Below are 19,288 nucleotides of genomic sequence, written 5' to 3'. Positions count from 1 at the left end.
CATGTTCGAAGCTGCGCGTTGGGGCGATGAAATTGAACACACCAGTGCGCTCGGCGGGTTTCTCGCCGGCGCAGTGATCGGGCTTGCAATTGCGACGGCTGCCGCATTCACGATCTGCACGGCGGGGCTCGGCGGCATTCTGCTGGGGATTGCCGTAGGGTTGGCTGCCAGTTTCGTCCCCATGATTGGCGAAAGCATAGGGTCGGCAATGAGTTCGCCCGCCGGGGGGATCAAGCTCGAAGGCTGCTCCACGGATGTGTTCATCAACAGCCGTAATGCCGCCCACGCAAAATTGAGCATGGGGATTTGCGATAAACACCCAGCACCGGTCATGGTTGCCGAAGGCTCTTCCAACGTTTTCATCAACAATGTGGCGGCTTCGCGCAAGGGTGACAAACTCACCTGCGGCGCGAAGATCTCCAGCGGCTCGAACAATGTGTTCATTGGCGGCGGGACCGAGCGCTATCTCGATGTCGACGAAGAAATTCCCGGCTGGCTGCGGGTCACCGTCGACGTGCTGATGATTGTCGCCTCGATGGGCCGCGCAATAGGTCCGATCTTCAGGCTGGGCATGGCACAAGGTCTGAAGGCGGCCGGGCCATGCGCATTGAAATTCGGCGCAGCCGTGGCGGGCAGCTATCTGGCCGGTCGCTTTGTCATCGGTCCGGCCGTTGAACGCGCAATCGGCGGTTTGAGCGGCAATCCCGTCGACCTTACCAGCGGGCGCAAGCTGTTGCTCGAGTCGGGAGAAACCGACTTTGCGCTGCCAGGGCTCATGCCGATTGAGTGGTCGCGCTTCTATGCCAGCGATCTGACTGTCGACAGCGTGCTCGGCAAAGGCTGGGTATTGCCTTGGGAGCAAAGCCTGCGCAGAAGCGGCAGCTTCGTCTACCTCACGGATAACCAGGGGCGCAGCGTGCCCTTTGTGGATGTGGAGCCCGGCGATCGCATCTATAACCCCTATGAGCAACTCCACCTGGTCCGCACCGAAGGCGGCCACTACCTGCTGCAAACCCTCGACAACCTGTTCTTCTACTTCGGCGAGGTGCCGGACGACAACAGCGATGTTCCGCTGCAGCGCCTGGAAAATGCCCTTGGGCATTACCTGCATTTCACCCGTACGACAGAAGGCCGGTTGACCGACATCAGCGCCACTGGCGGTGTTCGCGTGCACCTGCACTATGACAACCCGCTGGGGCGCCTGACCGACGTCAAGCGCGTCGTCGACAACGTGGCGGTTGAAACCCTGGTGCAGTACCGCTATGACGACAACGGCCAACTCATCGAGGTGATCAATCGCAACAGCGATTCGATGCGCCGTTTCAGCTACGCCGATGGTGTGATGGCCAGCCACAGCAACGCCTTGGGCCTGAGCTGTCATTACCGCTGGGAAACCCTTGAAGGCCAGCTGCGTGTGGTGGAGCACTGGACCAGCGATGGCGAACACTTTCACTACCGCTACGACTTCAAGCACCGCACCTCGTGGGCCACTGACGCGCTGGGGCGCGAGCTGCAGATCCACTACAACGACGATCGCCGCGTGATTGCCAGTCGCGACTTCGGCGGTGAGCAGTACGCCATCGACCTCGACGAAGCCGGCAACATGACCGGTCTCAAGCTGCCGGATGGCAACCGGTTGGGGTTCAAGTACGATGACTTTTCGCGTTTGCTTGAAGAAACCGACCCGCTGGGTCGCAAGATCAAATACAAGTACCACCTCGGCACTACCCTGGTCACCGAAACGACCTTCCTGGACGGCAGCACCTGGCAGGCCCGCTATGACGCCAAGGGCAACTTGATCGCCGAAGTCGACGCCCTGGGCAATAAAACCGAATACCTCAACGGCGACGACGGCCTGCCGCACACCATCATCGACGCGACCCACAAGTCCAAATACCTGTGGTGGAACACCCTGGCCCAGGTCGAACGCTTCCAGGATTGTTCGGGTAAAAACACCACCTACCGCTTCGACGAGCGCCAGCATCTGGTCGCCGTTACTGATGCGCTGGGTCAGACCACCACGCTGGAACGCAAGCCTGACGGCGAAGTGCTGCGCATCAATCATCCGGACGGCAGCGCCGAATCCTTCACCTACAACGCCCTCGGCCAGGTGCTGACGCACACCGACGGCAAAGGCCAGACCACACGCCTGCTGCGCACCGCCCGTGGCCTGCCGAGCAGCCGCCAGGACGCCAAGGGCCAGCGCATCCGCTACGAGTACGACGCGGCGATTCGCCTGACCGCGCTGATCAATGAAAACAACGCGGCGTACCAGTTCGCCTACGATGCGTCCGACCGCTTGATCGAAGAAAAACGCATCGACAACCTGACCCGGCGCTTCAGCTACAACCTCGGCGGGCATCTGACCCAGGTCGACGAAACCGGCTACGGCGAACGCGGCGACCGGCCTCAGCGTCGTACCGAGTTCGAGCGCGACAGCATTGGCCGGCTGCTGGCCAAACTCAATGCCGATGCCCGTCAGGATTACGTGTACGACGACGCTGACCGCCTGCTGTCGATCCAGCGCCTGCCGACCGCGCAGGGCAAGCAACTGGGTGTCAGCGAAGAAACGCTGGAATTCTCCTACGACCTGCTCGGCAGGCTGATCCAGGAGACCACGGCGCAAGGCGTCTTGTCCTACGAGTACGACCCACTGAGCAACCTCACCACCCTGACGTTGCCCACCGGCCAACACCTGAATCACCTGTACTACGGCAGCGGCCACCTGCACCAACTCAACCTCGACGGCCAGCTGATCAGCGACATCGAGCGCGACGACCTGCACCGCGAAGTCCTGCGCACCCAGGGCACACTCACCAGCTGCTTCGGCTACGACGCCATGGGCCGCAAGAGCTGGCAGTTCGCCTCGCGCCTGCCGGCGGAAAAACTCTCGAGAATCCACAACCCCGGCATCCAGCCGGATTTGCTGGTCGAGCACGCTTACAACCCGATCCATCGCCGTCACCAGTACGACCCCGCAGGCGAGTTGACCCGCACCCTCGACAAATTGCGTGGCGAGATCAAGTACGAATACGAAGCCAACGGCCAGTTGCACAGCCGCGACACCGGCCAACTGATCGACAGCGAAGAGTTCCGCTACGACGCCGCGGCGAACCGGCTGAACTTCAACGCCAGCCAGTTTGACCACGTCAAAGACAACCGCCTCAAGCGCTGGCGGGATCAGGAATATGCCTACGATGCGTGGGGCAATCTGATTGAAAAACGCAACGGCATGGGCACGCTGCAGACGTTTTGTTATGACTGTGAAAATCGCTTGGTGCGGGCGGAGACGTTGGTTAATGGCAAGCTGGAAAGTACCGGTGCGTATCGATACGACAGCCTGGGGCGACGGGTTGCCAAGGTTTCAGAGGTCAATGGCAAGACGGAGCAGAAGCACTTTTTGTGGCAAGGCTTGCGGATGTTGCGTGAGGAGCGTCCGGGGCAGAGCAGTTTGTACCTGTATGAGCCGGGGAGTTATGCGCCGTTGGCCCGGGTGGACCAGGCGGAAGGTGAGGAGCAGAAGCTTTACTACTTCCATACCGACCAGATTGGTACGCCGCTGGAGATGACTGACGCGGACGGAAGCATTGTCTGGCAGGCGACGTACAAGGCGTGGGGGGCGGTTGAAAAGTTGGCGGTCAATGACGTCGAGCAGAATCTGCGGTTTCAGGGGCAGTATTTTGACGATGAGACGGGGCTGCACTACAACACGTTTCGGTATTACGATCCGGAGGTGGGGCGGTTTGTTACGCAGGATCCGATTGGACTCCTAGGTGGGTTGAATCTTTACCAATATGCTCCAAACGCTTTAGGCTGGATTGATCCATGGGGGCTCTGCAAGAGTTCTGTTAGTGGTGATAAAGGTCGAAGTAAAGCTATTCATGATTTGAACCAAAACGGATATAAGGTAGTAGCCGAAGAAGTAACAATGAAGGTGAATGGAAGTAGGGTCAGAGCGGATTTTGTTGCTAAAGATGCGCAGGGCAATCTACACGTATTTGAGGTTAAGCATGGTTCTGGAGCACTGACCAAAAACCAGAAAGCTGCGAATGTTTTTGATATGTCATCACCTGCCAATACTACGGAATGGCTCGGAGGTGGGGTAATAAAACCCTCGCAGGGTGTTCCAGGAACGTTCAAGGTCGATACAAAAGGCATGCCTGGAATACCTCTTGGTGGTAAAGGTGCCGTGCATGAAGCTACGTTTAATATACTTAAATATCGGTGAAGATAATGAGTGAGTTAGAGCGGTCAAATTTTGAGCGGGAACTTTTCAAGCAGCTGAAGACGCTGGAGCAAATTGATCAAAGTATCTCGGCTAGCAAAAATAAAATAAAATTTAAGATTGGAAAGGTGGTAGTTGCAGAAATATACTTTGCTCATCTTAGAAAAGTTGACGGTTATTATGTTGGGGGTGAGGTTTATGGTGGTCCCCTTTACCAGTGCTGTATGAAAAACGAGCCGCCGTATAAAAATAATTTATTTAACTCTTCTATTTTGTCCTTCACTTCTCTTTCTGAGGGGGATGGATACTTTGGTGATGTGGTGGGGGGCGTTTTAAAGACGCCGGACGTTGCAGTGGCTGAAAAGGTCGCATTTAATGTTCGAGATAAGTTGGTAAATCGTTATATACCTTGGGTTCTTAATTGCGTATTCCCCAATATCGACTTGGTTGGGGATGTTGTCAGGAATCCGGACTTTTATGCTTATCCAGCAATCGTGCTGAAATGTTCTGCAAAGTATGACTCGGGAATTAATTGCGATTCGATTCTAGAGGAGAACTCTAACAATAAAAAAATAATTAAGAACAAAGAGTACGATCTGGGATTTTTCAAGTCTTGACTGACGCTGTTTCGACTGACCAAATTTGTATGGGGGGCGATGAGGTTGTTTTGTAACCACCTACCTGCAATCTCTATCGTCATGTCAAAAAATACAGTCGGCAGTTTAACTGGCGCTTGACCGTGGAGAATTTTAGCTGTACAGCCACGACACCGGCCGGTTGATCGACAGCGAAGAATTGCGCTGCGACGTCCTGCGCCTTACACCGAATACCTCAACAGCGACTGCACGGCGGGATCAAATACGATTTCGAAGTCAATGGCGTACTAACATAATAGCCAAAATGTCCCTATTAATGCGAAAGGGCGATTATGCTGAGTGTTATTGAGAGAATCATGTTTACGATTGTCTATAAAGGTGTTGAAAGCGGATGTCCGGAAGGAGGAGTCTACGGAGAGTTGGCTGGGTATAATTGGAACTCAAATAATTTTGAGGATGATAGATTTCCACCTGAAGGCGCGATTCTTGATTTTTACGCACTGCATAAAGTTGTAGTGACGGATTTCTTTTATTTTGGTAGTGAATTTATTTGTTCCGGTGATTTTCTTGCATTAATTAAATCATCTAATTGTGGCGTGGTGGATGTCAGGGAGGTTCGACTCCATCAGGAGAGTAAAGTCTCCCCAATTTCATCAAAAAAATACTATTTGGTGCGTAGTAGAGAAATTCATAAGATTTTGGATATGGAAAAATCGAAATACGAGTTACGGCTTGATCCGATCACTAAAGTTCCAGAAGAAGATATGTTTCATCCAGGTAGAGTGATTTTTGATGCTATATCCGATTTTAGTATAAGAAAAGACGTTTGTGATTTAGATTTTTTTATTTCTTCTGAGATGCTGAGAGGGGAGTATGTTTTTTCAGCCGAGCTTGGAGAGAAAATTATTAAATTTTCAATGAGGGGTGTGATGTTAATGCCAGTGTCTGAGTTTGTGTATGATGCGAAATTAGATTTTTAGTGTTAAGCAGTTTTTTCTTGGTGGTAATTAAGTTTTGGCGGTGTGCTTCTGAAGGTCGTTTGTGGTAGTGGCTGGATCTTAATTGGATGCGGTGTTCTTTAATAAGTTGGTGCTTTCGGAGGGGCTGAGATAATAATTCGGCCTCTAATGGTTACACTGTTATTGCGAGCAATAAAGTACGCAGCACACGGATCGCCGACCCGCTCGGGCGCACGATCAAATACCGTTATCACCACCTGACGCTGCTGATCACACAGGTGGATTACCGGACGGCAGCACCTGGCAAGCCCGCTACGACGCCAAGGGCAACTTGATCGCCGAAGTCGACGCCCTGGGTAATAAAACCGAATACCTCAACGGCGACGACGGCCTGCCGCACACCATCATCGACGCGACCCACAAGTCCAAATACCTGTGGTGGAACACCCTGGCCCAGGTCGAACGCTTCCAGGATTGTTCGGGTAAAAACACCACCTACCGCTTCGACGAGCGCCAGCATCTGGTCGCCGTCACCGACGCGCTGGGCCAGACCACTACCCTGGAACGCAAACCCGACGGCGAAGTGCTGCGCATCAATCATCCGGATGGCAGCGCCGAATCCTTCACCTACAACGCCCTCGGCCAGGTACTGACGCATACCGACGGCAAAGGCCAGACCACACGCCTGCTGCGCACCGCCCGTGGATTGCCGAGCAGCCGCCAGGACGCCAAGGGCCAGCGCATCCGCTACGAATACGACCCGGCGATTCGCCTGACCGCGCTGATCAACGAGAACAACGCGGCGTACCAGTTCGCCTACGATGCGTCCGACCGGTTGATCGAAGAAAAACGCATCGACAACCTGACTCGACGCTTCAGCTACAACCTCGGCGGGCATCTGACCCAGGTCGACGAAACCGGCTACGGCGAACGCGGCGACCGGCCTCAGCGTCGTACCGAGTTCGAGCGCGACAGCATTGGCCGGCTGCTGGCCAAACTCAATGCCGATGCCCGTCAGGATTACGTGTACGACGACGCTGATCGCCTGCTGTCGATCCAGCGCCTGCCGACCGCGCAGGGCAAGCAACTGGGTGTCAGCGAAGAAACGCTGGAATTCTCCTACGACCTGCTCGGCAGGCTGATCCAGGAGACCACGGCGCAAGGCGTCTTGTCCTACGAGTACGACCCACTGAGCAACCTCACCACCCTGACGTTGCCCACCGGCCAACACCTGAATCACCTGTACTACGGCAGCGGCCACCTGCACCAACTCAACCTCGACGGCCAGCTCATCAGCGACATCGAGCGCGACGACCTGCACCGCGAAGTCCTGCGCACCCAGGGCACACTCACCAGCTGCTTCGGCTACGACGCCATGGGCCGCAAGAGCTGGCAGTTCGCCTCGCGCCTGCCGGCGGAAAAACTCTCGAGAATCCACAACCCCGGCATCCAGCCCGACCTGCTGGTCGAGCACGCCTACAACCCGATCCACCGCCGCCGCCAGTACGACCCGGCCGGCGAGTTGACCCGCACCCTCGACAAACTGCGTGGCGAGATCAAGTACGAATACGAAGCCAACGGCCAGTTGCACAGCCGCGACACCGGCCAGCTGATCGACAGCGAAGAATTTCGCTACGACGCCGCGGCGAACCGGCTGAACTTCAACACCAGCCAGTTTGACCACGTCAAGGACAACCGCCTCAAACGCTGGCGAGATCAGGAATATGCCTACGATGCGTGGGGCAACCTGATTGAAAAACGCAGCGGCATGGGCACGCTGCAGACGTTTTGTTATGACTGTGAAAATCGCTTGGTGCGGGCGGAGACGTTGGTTAACGGCAAGCTGGAAAGTACCGGTGCGTATCGATACGACAGCCTGGGGCGACGGGTTGCCAAGGTTTCAGAGGTCAATGGCAAGACGGAGCAGAAGCACTTTTTGTGGCAAGGCTTGCGGATGTTGCGTGAGGAACGTCCGGGGCAGAGCAGTTTGTACCTGTATGAGCCGGGGAGTTATGCGCCGTTGGCGCGGGTGGATCAGGCGGAAGGTGAGGAGCAGAAGCTTTACTACTTCCATACCGACCAGATTGGTACGCCGTTGGAGATGACGGACCGAGAGGGGCAGATTGTTTGGCAGGCGACGTATAAGGCGTGGGGTGCACTGGAGCGACTGCACGTTAACGCTGTCGAGCAGAACCTACGGTTTCAGGGGCAGTATTTCGACGATGAGACGGGGCTGCACTACAACACGTTTCGGTATTACGATCCGGAGGTGGGGCGGTTTGTAACGCAGGATCCGATCGGGTTGGTAGGTGGGGATAATCTATATCAATATGCTATTAACTCAGTACGTTGGATAGATCCACTTGGCTGGTACAATGGAGAAGGCGTACGTGACTTAGGTAAATATCATTCTAGTCACGAACATACTCTGATGAAGTCAGAGTTCAAAATGACAGATGTTGAGCACTTCAGTCGTGCGAATCAATCAGTATATGAGCGCGTTAAAGTCGACTACGATTTTAAAAAGACGTTGCAGTCTAAGTATCCCGGTGTTGTAGAACATGTTCAGCCTCGGGTAGACGGCTCGTTCCGCGGCAGTTCTCCTCCGGGTATGACTTGGCATCACGGAGACAAGCCTGGATCGCTTCAGTTGGTTGATAGACTAGATCATCAAACATATCACAAGGTGTACCATCCAGATGGCAAGGGTGGGCGAAATAAATGGGGCGGTGGTACAGCCTGTCGATAATAAAGAGGATGTGCATGAAAGTATATAAGGGTTTTTCTGAGCTTATGTTGAATCTAGATCATCTACCTGTTGTCGGATGGATTTTTGTCGACTCTACAGTTGATCGAACATCGAAGGATGTTGTGAGTTCTGCATTTTTTTATGTGGCAGAAGATGATTTTGAGGAGATTGCGTTTGAGGATACTAAACGTACGTTTGTCGAGTGCCCGACTATGTTGGATATTAAGTCTGTCGCGGATAGAAGCACAACGAAGCCTGATTTAAATAAGTACCTGGAGGCGACGCTGTACTATCTTGAGAATGACGATTTTCAAGGTTAGCTATTTGATGGATTTGTGACTTGTTAGGTCGCAGGCCTTTGCGCGGTATGCTATGGCGGTTTTTTAACTGCTAGGGGTTGAAAAGCGTGGGGAGCGCAAGAGCTGGCAGTTCGCCTCGCGCCTGCCGGCGGAAAAACTCTCGCGCCTGCACAACCCCGGCATCCAGCCGGATTTGCTGGTCGAGCACGCTTACAACCCGATCCATCGCCGTCACCAGTACGACCCCGCAGGCGAGTTGACCCGCACCCTCGACAAACTGCGCGGCGAGATCAAGTACGAATACGAAGCCAACGGCCAGTTGCACAGCCGTGACACTGGGCAGTTGATCGACAGCGAAGAATTCCGCTACGACGCCGCGGCGAACCGGCTGAATTTCAACACCAGCCAGTTCGATCACGTCAAAGACAACCGCCTCAAACGCTGGCGGGATCAGGAATATGCCTACGATGCGTGGGGCAACCTGATTGAAAAACGCAGTGGCATGGGCACGCTGCAGACGTTTGGTTATGACTGTGAAAATCGCTTGGTGCGGGCTGAGACGTTGGTGAATGGCAAGCTGGAAAGTACCGGTGCGTATCGGTACGACAGCCTGGGGCGGCGGGTCGGCAAACAGTCTGTTGTTAATGGCGTGACCGAGCAGAAACACTTCTTGTGGCAAGGTTTGCGGATGTTGCGTGAGGAGCGTCCGGGGCAGAGCAGCTTGTACCTGTATGAGCCGGGGAGTTATGCGGCGTTGGCGCGGATGGATCAGGCGGAAGGTGAAGAGCAGAAGCTTTATTACTTTCATACTGACCAGATTGGTACGCCGTTGGAGATGACGGACGCGGACGGGAGCATTGTCTGGCAGGCGACGTACAAGGCGTGGGGGGCGGTTGAAAAGCTGGCGGTCAATGACGTCGAGCAGAACCTGCGTTTTCAGGGGCAGTATTTTGATGACGAGACGGGGCTGCACTACAACACGTTTCGGTATTACGATCCGGAGGTGGGGCGGTTTGTTACGCAGGATCCGATTGGGTTGTTGGGTGGTAGTAATTTGTATGGTTATGCTCCCAACACTAACGGGTGGATTGACCCCTTGGGCTGGTGTGTCAGTGCTGTGGTTACACGTGGCGCGGCAGGGCAACCTCTTAGAGCGACAGCGACAATTACCGCGAAAGATCTCGGTACCGGAACAGCGACGAATGCTTCATCAAGAGCTTGGGCACGCGCACTGGGTGACTCAAAAGACGATGCGGGACATATCGTCGGAAAACTTTTGGGTGGTTCAGGCGGTAAAGATGGCGTTTTTCCACAGCTCTCACGGATAAATCGAGGTCTTTTCAGGGATTTTGAAGGGGAGGTTGCCAGTTTCGTAAGAAATAATGGATCGGTGGATGTAGATATTAAGTTTATCTATGGCGCATCAAGTACGAGGCCGACCAAAGTTGTGTATAACGTTTTTCAGCAAGGAAAAACTGTACTGTCGGATATTTTTAGTAACTGAGGTTGTTATGGAAAAAGAAGTTTCGGTGGTTGATGTGTTGAAAGGCTTTATGTCCGAAATGCGAGATTGGGAGACGGCTTTTCGCGATGAGCAAATGAGCCTGATCGAAGCGGAAAAAGATACCTCTGACTGTGATAAAAAGTATGAGCTCGAGCTTAAGAGGATATTAACCAGGTTTTCTGTGTCAGATGAGCGAAGCTGGGCTCGGCTTATAGATCTCGGTTGTGGGTTTCCTCCGACATATGATCCAGATAGGGATGTAATAAACAAGCCTGTTCAAGAAGGTAAAAATTACGCTGTGGTTGTCGAGCAGATGGCTAGACTAAAAGCTGTATATAAGTTTTTTCTGAAAGATACTGGAAGTGGTTGGCTGATAGTGAAAAAAGAAACAAAGAATGGTGATAAGTGGAAAAAAACCGCTCTCTGATGTTTGTATGAAAGCGGTGCAGCGCTCCGTTGTACTGGTGGCGCTGTATTTCATGGATGTGTTTGGTTGTTCGTTGGTAGTCAAAAACTAGTGGGGTTTGTGCCGTTCTTTAAAATTTTATCTCCAGAGTGGCTTAAGGTTATCTTAAGCCACTTTCCTCTTTAATCTAAAAAAGCTGTGCAAGCGCGTGCTTAATTCACGCTAAAAATCAGTAGTAATGAACGAATCCATTTGGTTCGCTGGGTCGTTTGGCCGACACCACACGTGTCGTCGGCAACCACAGTTGAGGCCTTTGTGCAGTACCGCTACGACATCAAGGCGCGCACCACACAAGTAACCGACGTCCTTTCATTAGAACGCCGATCGCCGCGTGATTGCCAGTCGCGACTTCGGCGGCGAGCAGTACGCTATCGACCTCGACGAAGCGGGCAACATGACCGGTCTCAAGCTGCCGGATGGCAACCGGTTGGGGTTCAAGTACGACGACTTTTCGCGTTTGCTTGAAGAAACCGACCCGCTGGGTCGCAAGATCAAATACAAGTACCACCTCGGCACTACCCTGGTCACCGAAACGACCTTCCTCGACGGCAGCACCTGGCAGGCCCGCTACGACGCCAAAGGCAATTTGATCGCCGAAGTCGACGCCCTGGGCAATAAAACCGAATACCTCAACGGCGACGACGGCCTGCCGCACACCATCATCGATGCGACCCACAAGTCCAAATACCTGTGGTGCAACACCCTGGCGCAGGTCGAACGCTTCCAGGATTGCTCGGGTAAAAACACCACCTACCGCTTCGACGAGCGCCAGCATCTGGTCGCCGTCACCGACGCGCTGGGTCAGACCACCACGCTGGAACGCAAGCCTGACGGCGAAGTGCTGCGCATCAATCATCCGGACGGCAGCGCCGAGTCGTTCACCTACAACGCCCTCGGCCAAGTGCTCAGCCATACCGACGGCAAAGGCCAGACCACGCGCCTGCTGCGCACCGCCCGTGGATTGCCGAGCAGCCGCCAGGACGCCAAGGGCCAGCGCATCCGCTACGAATACGACCCGGCGATTCGCCTGGCCGCGCTGATCAACGAGAACAACGCGGCGTATCAGTTTGCCTACGATGCATCCGACCGGTTGATCGAAGAAAAACGCATCGACAACCTGACTCGACGCTTCAGCTACAACCTCGGCGGGCATCTGACCCAGGTCGACGAAACCGGCTACGGCGAACGCGGTGAACGACCACAGCGTCGTACCGAATTCGAGCGCGACCGCATTGGCCGGCTGCTGGCCAAACTCAATGGCGATGCGCGTCAGGATTACGTGTACGACGACGCTGATCGCCTGCTGTCGATCCAGCGCCTGTCGACCGCGCAGGGCAAGCAACTGGGCGTCAGCGAAGAAACGCTGGAATTCGCCTACGACTTGCTCGGCCGACTGATCCAGGAGACTACGCCGCAAGGCGCCTTGTCCTACGAATACGACCCACTGAGCAACCTCACCACCCTGACGATGCCCACCGGCCAACACCTTAATCACCTGTACTACGGCAGCGGCCATCTGCACCAACTCAACCTCGACGGCCAGCTCATCAGCGACATCGAGCGTGACGACTGCACCGCGAAGTCCTGCGTACCCAGGGCACGCTTACCAGCTGCTTCGGCTACGACGCCCTCGGCCGCAAGAGTTGGCAGTTTGCTCCGCGCCTGCCAGCGGAAAAGCTCTCGCTCCTCCACAACCCCGGGGCATCCAGCCGGATTCGGTGCCAAGTAATGCGCTTATATTCCCTAACGCTATAAATAGATAATTATTTATTCCTTTTGTTGTGATCAATGGAGGTGCACTTTGAGGGCCTGCCCCATCCATGCGGAAGGGCTCGACATCAGACAGGAAGCCTCATCATGACCATCAAAGCGATCAACGTCCGTAACCAGTTCAAGGGCGTCATCAAGGAAATACTGGTAGGCGAAGTGGTCTCCGAAATCGACGTGCAAACGGCGTCGGGGATTGTCACTTCGGTGATTACCACCCGTTCGGTGCGTGACCTGGAATTGAAGGTCGGGAGCGAAGTCATTGCCTTCGTCAAATCCACCGAAGTCTCGATAGCCAAACTCTGAGTCCGGTCTCAACGCTTTTCTGTAGCAGCCGAACGCAGGCTTCGCCAGCTGCTACGGATCGCGTGAGGACTTTTGTTAGTTAATATTTTGATGAGGTTGTCATGGTGGGTCGTTTCAAGAATTCAGGGTTGACGCTGTTAGCGGCATCCGTTGCAGCGGTGGGTGTATTGCTCAGCCCCGGTGCCCAGGCCGAAGGCAAGATCAGCATCGCCCAGCAATTTGGCATCGGTTGCCTGATTCTGGATGTGGTGCGCGATCAGCAGCTCATCGAGAAACATGGCAAGGAGCAGGGCCTGGACATCAAGGTCGACTGGAACAGCATTTCCGGCGCCACGGCGATGAACGAGGCGTTGTTGGCCGGCGCACTGGATGTGGTGTCGGCGGGCGTGCCGCCGATGCTGACGATTTGGGACCGGACCAAGGGCAAACAGAACGTCAAGGCGATCGCGTCGCTCGGCTCGATGCCCAACTACTTGCTGACCAATAACCCGAATGTGAAGAGCCTCAAGGATTTCACCGAAAAGGACCGCATCGCGGTGCCGGCGGCGGGCGTCGGGTTCCAGTCGCGCACGCTGCAGATCGAAACGGCCAAACAGTTTGGCGATGAGCATTTCAAGAAGTTCGACGATATCTCGATCAGCCTCGCGCACCCGGATGCGACGGCGGCGCTGATCGCCGGTGGGTCGGAAATCACCTCTCATTTCTCCAGTCCGCCGTTCCAGTATCAGGAGTTACAGAGTCCCAACGTGCACAAAGTGTTGAGTTCCTACGACGTGTTGGGCGGTCAGGCCACGTTTAACGTGCTCTACACCACTGAAAAATTCCACGACGAAAACCCGAAAACCTACAAGGCGTTCTACGACGCACTGGCCGAGGCCGAAAAGATCATCAAGGCCGACAAGTCCGCGGCGGCCGCGACCTACATTCGGGTCGAGCAGTCGAAGTTACCGCTGCCGCTGGTTGAGAAAATCGTCAACGATCCTGAAATCGACTTCACGATTAATCCGCAGCGCACAGCTGTCTACGCCGAAAAACTGCAGGCGTTGGGCGTGCTGAAAAACAAGGCCGATAGCTGGAAGGACTACTTTTTTGAAGAAGCACACGGTGGTGCGGGGAGCTGAGTTGCCTTCATCCTGCTGAGAAGCATGAAAAAACCCGGCTGATCAGGCCGGGTTTTTTGTGGTGTTGCGGTGAAGCAATTGGTTTCAGGCGACGGAGTTGCCTTGGAGACGATCCGAGCCATCGGCGGCGACGCGGTTTTCGATCAGGCGATCAGAGCCGCCTTCGGCGACACGATTCTCGATCAGACGATCCGAACCACCTTCAGCCACACGGCTTTCAATCAGTCGATCCGAGCCGCCTTCAGCGACGACAGGTTGAGCAGAAGTTGCGGCGAAAGCGTTAACTGCAAAGATCGAGAAAGCGATGCTGAGGATGGTTTGGCGTTTCATGATCGTGTGCTCCGGGGTGTTGTTGGTTGGTATGGAGCTGATGTTACGCCGTGGATTTTTTAAGAGAACTTCATTGAGTTAATGGTGACTATTGACGCAGTCAATGGTTGCGAACCGCTAACTGTAGGAGCAGAGCTTGCTCGCGATGAGGCCGGTAAATTCAGAATGTAAGTCGACTGATACGGCGCCATCGCGAGCAAGCTTTGCTCCTACAGGTTCATTGGTCGCTAGCGAGAAATAAGCCCATGATCCAGGGCGTACTTTACCAGCGCCGCAGGCTTGTCGATGTTGAGCTTGCGCCGAATGCTCAAGCGATGGGTTTCCACCGTGCGCACGCTGATGTCCAGTTCCCGCGCCATTTCCTTGTTGTTCAATCCTTGCGCCATCTTCACTAACACCTGGCTTTCCCGAGGCGTCAGCTCGTTGTCGGTGTTCTTGTCGGCGATCAGTCGCTGGGCGATTTCGGCGCTGTAGAACGTCCCGCCGCTGGTGATGGCTTCAATGGCCGCGATGATTTCCCGTGACGGCGCATTTTTCAGCACATAGCCACTAGCACCGGAACGCACCGATTCACTGACGTACTCGTAATTGTCGTACATGCTCAGCACCAACACCTTGAGCGACGGGTACTGGCTGCGCAGCACGCGGGTCAGCTCCAGGCCGTTCATGTCCCGCAGGCTGATGTCGACCAGCAACAGGTCCGGCTGGCAACGCCCGACCATCTCGATCGCCTCGGCGCCGCTTTCAGCTTCACCCACCACTTCCAGGGGCGCCATGACAGCCAGCAACGCCTTGATGCCGTCGCGGACCAGGGAGTGATCGTCAACCAACGCGACGCGGATCGGGGAGGGCAGGTTCATTCAGCTTTCACTCTTGTTGTTTTCGGGGCGATGTCAGCGTTTGCCGCCGGGTAGTTTCATCGGCAACAGAACATCCAGCTCACTGCGTCCTGGCGTCGAGATCAGGTCGAACCGACCACCAAAGTGTTCAACCCGCTCACGGATATTACGCAGGCCAATGCCGGCGTGACGACGTTCGACCTGGGCGACGTTGAAACCCACACCGTCATCAACCACCGTCAGGCGCACGGATTGTTCACAGCCGCGCAGGGTAATGGAAACGTTTTTTGCCCCGGCGTGGCGTTCGATATTGGTCAGGCCTTCCTGCACGATGCGGAACAACGAAACAGCGGCACCATCAACCAGTTGGCAGTCGAATTCATTGTCGTTATAGGTCACCGTAAGACCGCTGCGCTGCTCGAACTCCGCCGCCAGTTGGCCGATGGCTGCCGACAGGCCGAGGGTGTCGAGCAACGATGAGCGCAGGTCGTGGGACAGGCTGCGAACCTCGCCAATCGCCTCGCCCAAACGCTCGGTGGCGTCTCTTAACGTGTTCAAACCCTTGTCGTGTGCCTGCCCGCTCTCCAGCAGATGGCTGGCCAGTTCGAACTGAAACTTGATCGAGACCAGCACCTGGCTGATGCCGTCGTGCAATTCGCGGGAGACTCGCGATCGTTCTTCCTCCTGCAGACTGACGATGCGCTGGGTCAGGCGCTGCAGTTTTTTGTCTGCCAGACGATGCTCGCTGACGTTCAGCGTCATGCCCGTGGCGAACACGAACAGCACCGCGACCAGGGCGACCACGGCAATCGCCATCATGGTCTTGCGAATGCCCTGGGCTACTTCGGCGCGGGCCTGCTGGGTGGCGCGCTCGACGTCTTCGAGGTAGATGCCAGTGCCGAGCATCCAGCCCCAGCGATCGAGCATCACTACGTAAGCGAGCTTGTCGGTGACCTGACCGGAGGAGGGTTTGTTCCAGGCGTAGCGTTGAAAACCTTCACCCGATTGCGCGCTTTTGAGCAGCGCCTGGATCACCGGAAGACCGTGCGGATCTTTCATGTCCCACAGGTATTTGCCCACCAGCTCCGACTGCCGCGCATGCATCAGGCTGCGGCCTTCATGGTCGTAGACGAAGAAATACCCGTTGATGCCAAAGCTGAGCTTGCGCAGTTCTTCCAGCACTTGTTGCTGGGCGTGGGCGTCGCCGTGGCCATCGTCGTACAGCGGTTCGATCAGGCTTTTCGCCATTTCCACGTAGTTTTTCAACTCCGCGCGTTTGCTCATCAGGATGCTGTCTTCGATCAGCTGCGCCTGTTGATCACCCAGTTGGCGATTCAGCGAAATGACCAGTGCGCAAATGACGGCAATGGCCAGCACCAGCGGCAGAATCCCGAGGGCGACGATCTTGTGTTTGAGCTGCATGTTGACTCCTGCCCGCGCGAAGGCTCGGCATCATATGCCAAAGATACGCTCAGCCTGTAGCGTTGCAGGACGGAATGACCGAAGGGCGGGATGAAATGCAAACCCAATGTGGGAGTGGGCTTGCTCGCGAAAGCGTTGTGTCATTCAACATTGGCAGCGACTGACACGCCGCCTTCGCGAGCAAGCCCGCTCCCACAAGGGGACGGGGTCATCTACGTAGATCTACGTAGAACTACGTAGACACCACGTACGTAGTAACGCGGATTTATTTGTGGACGGCATGCGCGGATATTGGGCCAGCTCCGCACAGCGGACACAATTATAAAAATTACCGCCGCAGTTCACTGGCTGTCGGCAGGAGACCCTCTATGCCCCGTCTGGCTAAACACCTCGCCTGGTTTGCCGTGGCTGTCCTGGGAGCGATTGCGCTAAGTGTCGTGGCCCTGCGCCGCGGCGAAGCGATCAACGCCCTGTGGATCGTAGTCGCAGCCGTCGCTATCTACCTCGTCGCATACCGCTATTACAGCCTGTTCATCGCCAATAAAGTGATGCAACTCGACCCCAATCGAGCGACCCCGGCTGTACTCAACAACGATGGTCTGGACTTTGTGCCGACCAACAAACACGTACTCTTCGGTCACCACTTCGCGGCCATCGCCGGCGCGGGGCCACTGGTCGGTCCGGTATTGGCGGCGCAGATGGGCTACTTGCCCGGCGTGCTCTGGCTGATCGCGGGTGTGGTGCTGGCCGGTGCGGTTCAGGACTTCATGGTCCTGTTCATGTCGACCCGCCGCAACGGCCGCTCCCTGGGCGACATGGTTCGCGAAGAAATGGGCCGCATCCCCGGCACCATCGCGCTATTCGGTTGTTTCCTGATCATGATCATCATCCTCGCGGTGCTGGCGCTGATCGTGGTCAAAGCCTTGGCGGAGAGCCCGTGGGGCATCTTCACCGTGATGGCGACCATCCCGATCGCGATGTTCATGGGCATCTACATGCGCTACATCCGCCCGGGCCGCATCGGTGAGATCTCCATCATCGGCGTGCTGTTGCTGCTCGGTTCGATCTGGCTCGGTGGGCAGATTGCCGCTGACCCGGTCTGGGCCAAGGCCTTCACCTTCACCGGTATCCAGATCACCTGGATGCTGATCGGTTACGGTTTCGTCGCGGCAGTGTTGCCGGTGTGGCTGATCCTGGCCCCGCGTGACTACCTGTCGACCTTCCTGAAAATCGGCACCATCGTCGCCCTGGCCATCGGCATCCTGGTGACCATGCCCGAGCTGAGAATGCCGGCGCTGACCCAATTCGTCGACGGCACCGGTCCGGTGTGGAAGGGCGGTCTGTTCCCGTTCCTGTTCATCACCATCGCCTGTGGCGCGGTATCCGGTTTCCACGCGCTGATCGCTTCCGGCACCACGCCGAAATTGCTGGCCAGCGAAGGTCATGCCCGTTACATCGGTTACGGCGGCATGCTGATGGAATCGTTCGTAGCGATCATGGCCATGGTTGCGGCTTCGGTGATCGATCCGGGCGTGTACTTCGCCATGAACAGCCCGGCCGCCGTCGTCGGTGCCGACGCTGTTGCCGTCGCGCAAACCGTCAGCAGCTGGGGTTTTGCAATCACCCCGGAAGCGCTGCATGCGGTCGCCCATGACATCGGTGAAACCACCATCCTGGCCCGTGCCGGCGGTGCGCCGACCCTGGCGGTCGGTATCGCGCAGATCCTCCACCACGTTCTGCCGGGTGAAAACACCATGGCGTTCTGGTACCACTTCGCGATTCTGTTCGAAGCGCTGTTCATCCTCACCGCTGTGGACGCCGGTACTCGTGCCGGGCGTTTCATGTTGCAAGACCTGCTCGGCTCCTTCGTGCCGGCGCTGAAACGCACCGAATCCTGGACCGCCAACCTGGTGGCAACCGCCGGTTGCGTGGCGATGTGGGGTTACTTGCTGTACCAAGGTGTGATCGATCCGCTGGGCGGCATCAACACCTTGTGGCCGCTGTTCGGCATCTCCAACCAGATGCTGGCCGGTATCGCGCTGATGCTCGGCACCGTTGTGTTGATCAAGATGAAGCGCCAGCGCTACGTCTGGGTGACTTTGCTGCCAGCTGTGTGGCTGCTGATCTGCACCACCACCGCAGGCTTCATCAAGCTGTTCGACGCCAACCCGGCGATCGGTTTCCTGGCCTTGGCCAAGAAGTACAGCGATGCCCTGGCTAACGGCCAAGTCCTGGCCCCGGCCAAGAACATTGACCAGATGCAGCACGTGATCTTCAACGCCTACACCAACGCAACGCTGACTGCTTTGTTCCTGTTCGTGGTGTTCAGCATCCTGTTCTTCGCACTCAAGGTCGGCATCGCCGCTTGGGGCACCAAGGAGCGCACGGATAAAGAAGCGCCATACCAAGCGCTGCCGGAAGCCTGATCATGCTCAATGACCTGAGTCGTCTCGGCAAATACCTCGGTCAGGCCGCGCGCCTGATGGTGGGCATGCCCGACTACGACAACTACGTCGAGCACATGCAAACCAAGCACCCGGACAAGCCGTTGATGGACTACGAGGCGTTCTTTCGGGAACGCCAGGAAGCCCGTTACGGCAGCAAGGCTGGACCGAAGTGTTGTTGAAGCGAAATATCTAAGCAGTTTGCTTTAGAAGCCCGATTTACCGGTGATGGCGATCTTTAAGACGTCATTACCGGTAAAC

Annotated in this window: 12 protein-coding genes and 4 pseudogenes; 13 read left to right on the top strand and 3 right to left on the bottom strand. The window is 55.9% G+C overall.

Annotated features, from left to right (window positions below; genetic code table 11):
• The first annotated feature begins 1 nt into the window (after position 1).
• From V6Z53_RS19670 to V6Z53_RS19620, 11 genes and pseudogenes are all read left to right on the top strand, one after another.
• Entirely contained in the window at positions 2-4,228 is a 4,227-nt protein-coding gene (locus V6Z53_RS19670) for an RHS repeat-associated core domain-containing protein (protein WP_338581277.1), read from the top strand.
• 5 nt (positions 4,229-4,233) lie between these two features.
• Complete coding sequence (locus V6Z53_RS19665) at positions 4,234-4,842, top strand: hypothetical protein (protein ID WP_338581276.1); 609 nt, start codon at positions 4,234-4,236, stop codon at positions 4,840-4,842.
• A gap of 335 nt (positions 4,843-5,177) precedes the next feature.
• Complete coding sequence (locus V6Z53_RS19660; protein ID WP_338581275.1) at positions 5,178-5,801, top strand: hypothetical protein; 624 nt, start codon at positions 5,178-5,180, stop codon at positions 5,799-5,801.
• Positions 5,802-5,998: 197 nt separating this feature from the next.
• Positions 5,999-8,148: pseudogene (locus V6Z53_RS19655) on the top strand (RHS repeat-associated core domain-containing protein); the annotation flags it as partial.
• 63 nt (positions 8,149-8,211) lie between these two features.
• Positions 8,212-8,529, top strand: a complete 318-nt coding sequence (locus V6Z53_RS19650; RefSeq protein WP_338586531.1) for an HNH endonuclease — start codon at positions 8,212-8,214, stop codon at positions 8,527-8,529.
• Positions 8,530-8,543: 14 nt separating this feature from the next.
• Positions 8,544-8,849 (top strand): hypothetical protein, encoded by a 306-nt coding sequence (locus V6Z53_RS19645; RefSeq protein WP_338581274.1) that lies wholly within the window; start codon positions 8,544-8,546, stop codon positions 8,847-8,849.
• A gap of 94 nt (positions 8,850-8,943) precedes the next feature.
• Positions 8,944-10,332, top strand: a pseudogene (locus V6Z53_RS19640) (RHS repeat-associated core domain-containing protein); the annotation flags it as partial.
• A gap of 7 nt (positions 10,333-10,339) precedes the next feature.
• A complete protein-coding gene (locus tag V6Z53_RS19635; protein WP_338581273.1) occupies positions 10,340-10,759 on the top strand; it encodes an NTF2 fold immunity protein in 420 nt (139 codons plus the stop codon).
• A gap of 300 nt (positions 10,760-11,059) precedes the next feature.
• A pseudogene (locus V6Z53_RS19630) lies at positions 11,060-12,514 on the top strand (type IV secretion protein Rhs); the annotation flags it as partial.
• 141 nt (positions 12,515-12,655) lie between these two features.
• A complete protein-coding gene (locus V6Z53_RS19625; RefSeq protein ID WP_056856660.1) occupies positions 12,656-12,871 on the top strand; it encodes a TOBE domain-containing protein in 216 nt (71 codons plus the stop codon).
• 101 nt (positions 12,872-12,972) lie between these two features.
• A complete protein-coding gene (locus V6Z53_RS19620) occupies positions 12,973-13,992 on the top strand; it encodes an ABC transporter substrate-binding protein (protein WP_338581272.1) in 1,020 nt (339 codons plus the stop codon).
• A gap of 87 nt (positions 13,993-14,079) precedes the next feature.
• Here the strand turns inward: V6Z53_RS19620 and V6Z53_RS19615 are convergent.
• From V6Z53_RS19615 to V6Z53_RS19605, 3 genes and pseudogenes are all read right to left on the bottom strand, one after another.
• Positions 14,080-14,322 (bottom strand): annotated as a pseudogene (locus V6Z53_RS19615) (hypothetical protein); the annotation flags it as partial.
• 227 nt (positions 14,323-14,549) lie between these two features.
• Positions 14,550-15,182, bottom strand: a complete 633-nt coding sequence (locus V6Z53_RS19610) for a response regulator transcription factor (protein ID WP_338581271.1) — start codon at positions 15,180-15,182, stop codon at positions 14,550-14,552.
• Positions 15,183-15,215: 33 nt separating this feature from the next.
• Entirely contained in the window at positions 15,216-16,583 is a 1,368-nt protein-coding gene (locus tag V6Z53_RS19605) for a cache domain-containing protein (protein WP_338581270.1), read from the bottom strand.
• 368 nt (positions 16,584-16,951) lie between these two features.
• On the opposite strand from V6Z53_RS19605, the gene V6Z53_RS19600 reads away from it, so the two are divergent.
• Together V6Z53_RS19600 and V6Z53_RS19595 are read left to right on the top strand one after the other, a co-directional pair.
• On the top strand, positions 16,952-19,009 hold the full coding sequence (locus tag V6Z53_RS19600) for a carbon starvation CstA family protein (RefSeq protein ID WP_338581269.1): 2,058 nt from the start codon (positions 16,952-16,954) through the stop codon (positions 19,007-19,009).
• A gap of 2 nt (positions 19,010-19,011) precedes the next feature.
• The gene (locus V6Z53_RS19595; protein ID WP_338581268.1) at positions 19,012-19,209 is read left to right on the top strand and encodes a YbdD/YjiX family protein; all 198 of its coding nucleotides are present in this window, start codon (positions 19,012-19,014) and stop codon (positions 19,207-19,209) included.
• Positions 19,210-19,288: the final 79 nt, after the last annotated feature.

It is taken from the genome of Pseudomonas sp. MAG733B (assembly GCF_036884845.1).
Taxonomy (GTDB): domain Bacteria; phylum Pseudomonadota; class Gammaproteobacteria; order Pseudomonadales; family Pseudomonadaceae; genus Aquipseudomonas.
The sequence above is the reverse complement of the archived record's forward strand: the minus strand, read 5'-3'. Positions and strand labels throughout refer to the sequence as shown.

Bases quoted from the DNA above. Each gene is read 5' to 3' on its own strand.
- V6Z53_RS19670 (WP_338581277.1), top strand. From the start codon at position 2: ATGTTCGAAGCTGCGCGTTGGGGCGATGAAATTGAACACACCAGTGCG.
- V6Z53_RS19665 (WP_338581276.1), top strand. From the start codon at position 4,234: ATGAGTGAGTTAGAGCGGTCAAATTTTGAGCGGGAACTTTTCAAGCAG.
- V6Z53_RS19660 (WP_338581275.1), top strand. From the start codon at position 5,178: ATGTTTACGATTGTCTATAAAGGTGTTGAAAGCGGATGTCCGGAAGGA.
- V6Z53_RS19650 (WP_338586531.1), top strand. From the start codon at position 8,212: ATGAAGTCAGAGTTCAAAATGACAGATGTTGAGCACTTCAGTCGTGCG.
- V6Z53_RS19645 (WP_338581274.1), top strand. From the start codon at position 8,544: ATGAAAGTATATAAGGGTTTTTCTGAGCTTATGTTGAATCTAGATCAT.
- V6Z53_RS19635 (WP_338581273.1), top strand. From the start codon at position 10,340: ATGGAAAAAGAAGTTTCGGTGGTTGATGTGTTGAAAGGCTTTATGTCC.
- V6Z53_RS19625 (WP_056856660.1), top strand. From the start codon at position 12,656: ATGACCATCAAAGCGATCAACGTCCGTAACCAGTTCAAGGGCGTCATC.
- V6Z53_RS19620 (WP_338581272.1), top strand. From the start codon at position 12,973: ATGGTGGGTCGTTTCAAGAATTCAGGGTTGACGCTGTTAGCGGCATCC.
- V6Z53_RS19610 (WP_338581271.1), bottom strand. From the start codon at position 15,182: ATGAACCTGCCCTCCCCGATCCGCGTCGCGTTGGTTGACGATCACTCC.
- V6Z53_RS19605 (WP_338581270.1), bottom strand. From the start codon at position 16,583: ATGCAGCTCAAACACAAGATCGTCGCCCTCGGGATTCTGCCGCTGGTG.
- V6Z53_RS19600 (WP_338581269.1), top strand. From the start codon at position 16,952: ATGCCCCGTCTGGCTAAACACCTCGCCTGGTTTGCCGTGGCTGTCCTG.
- V6Z53_RS19595 (WP_338581268.1), top strand. From the start codon at position 19,012: ATGCTCAATGACCTGAGTCGTCTCGGCAAATACCTCGGTCAGGCCGCG.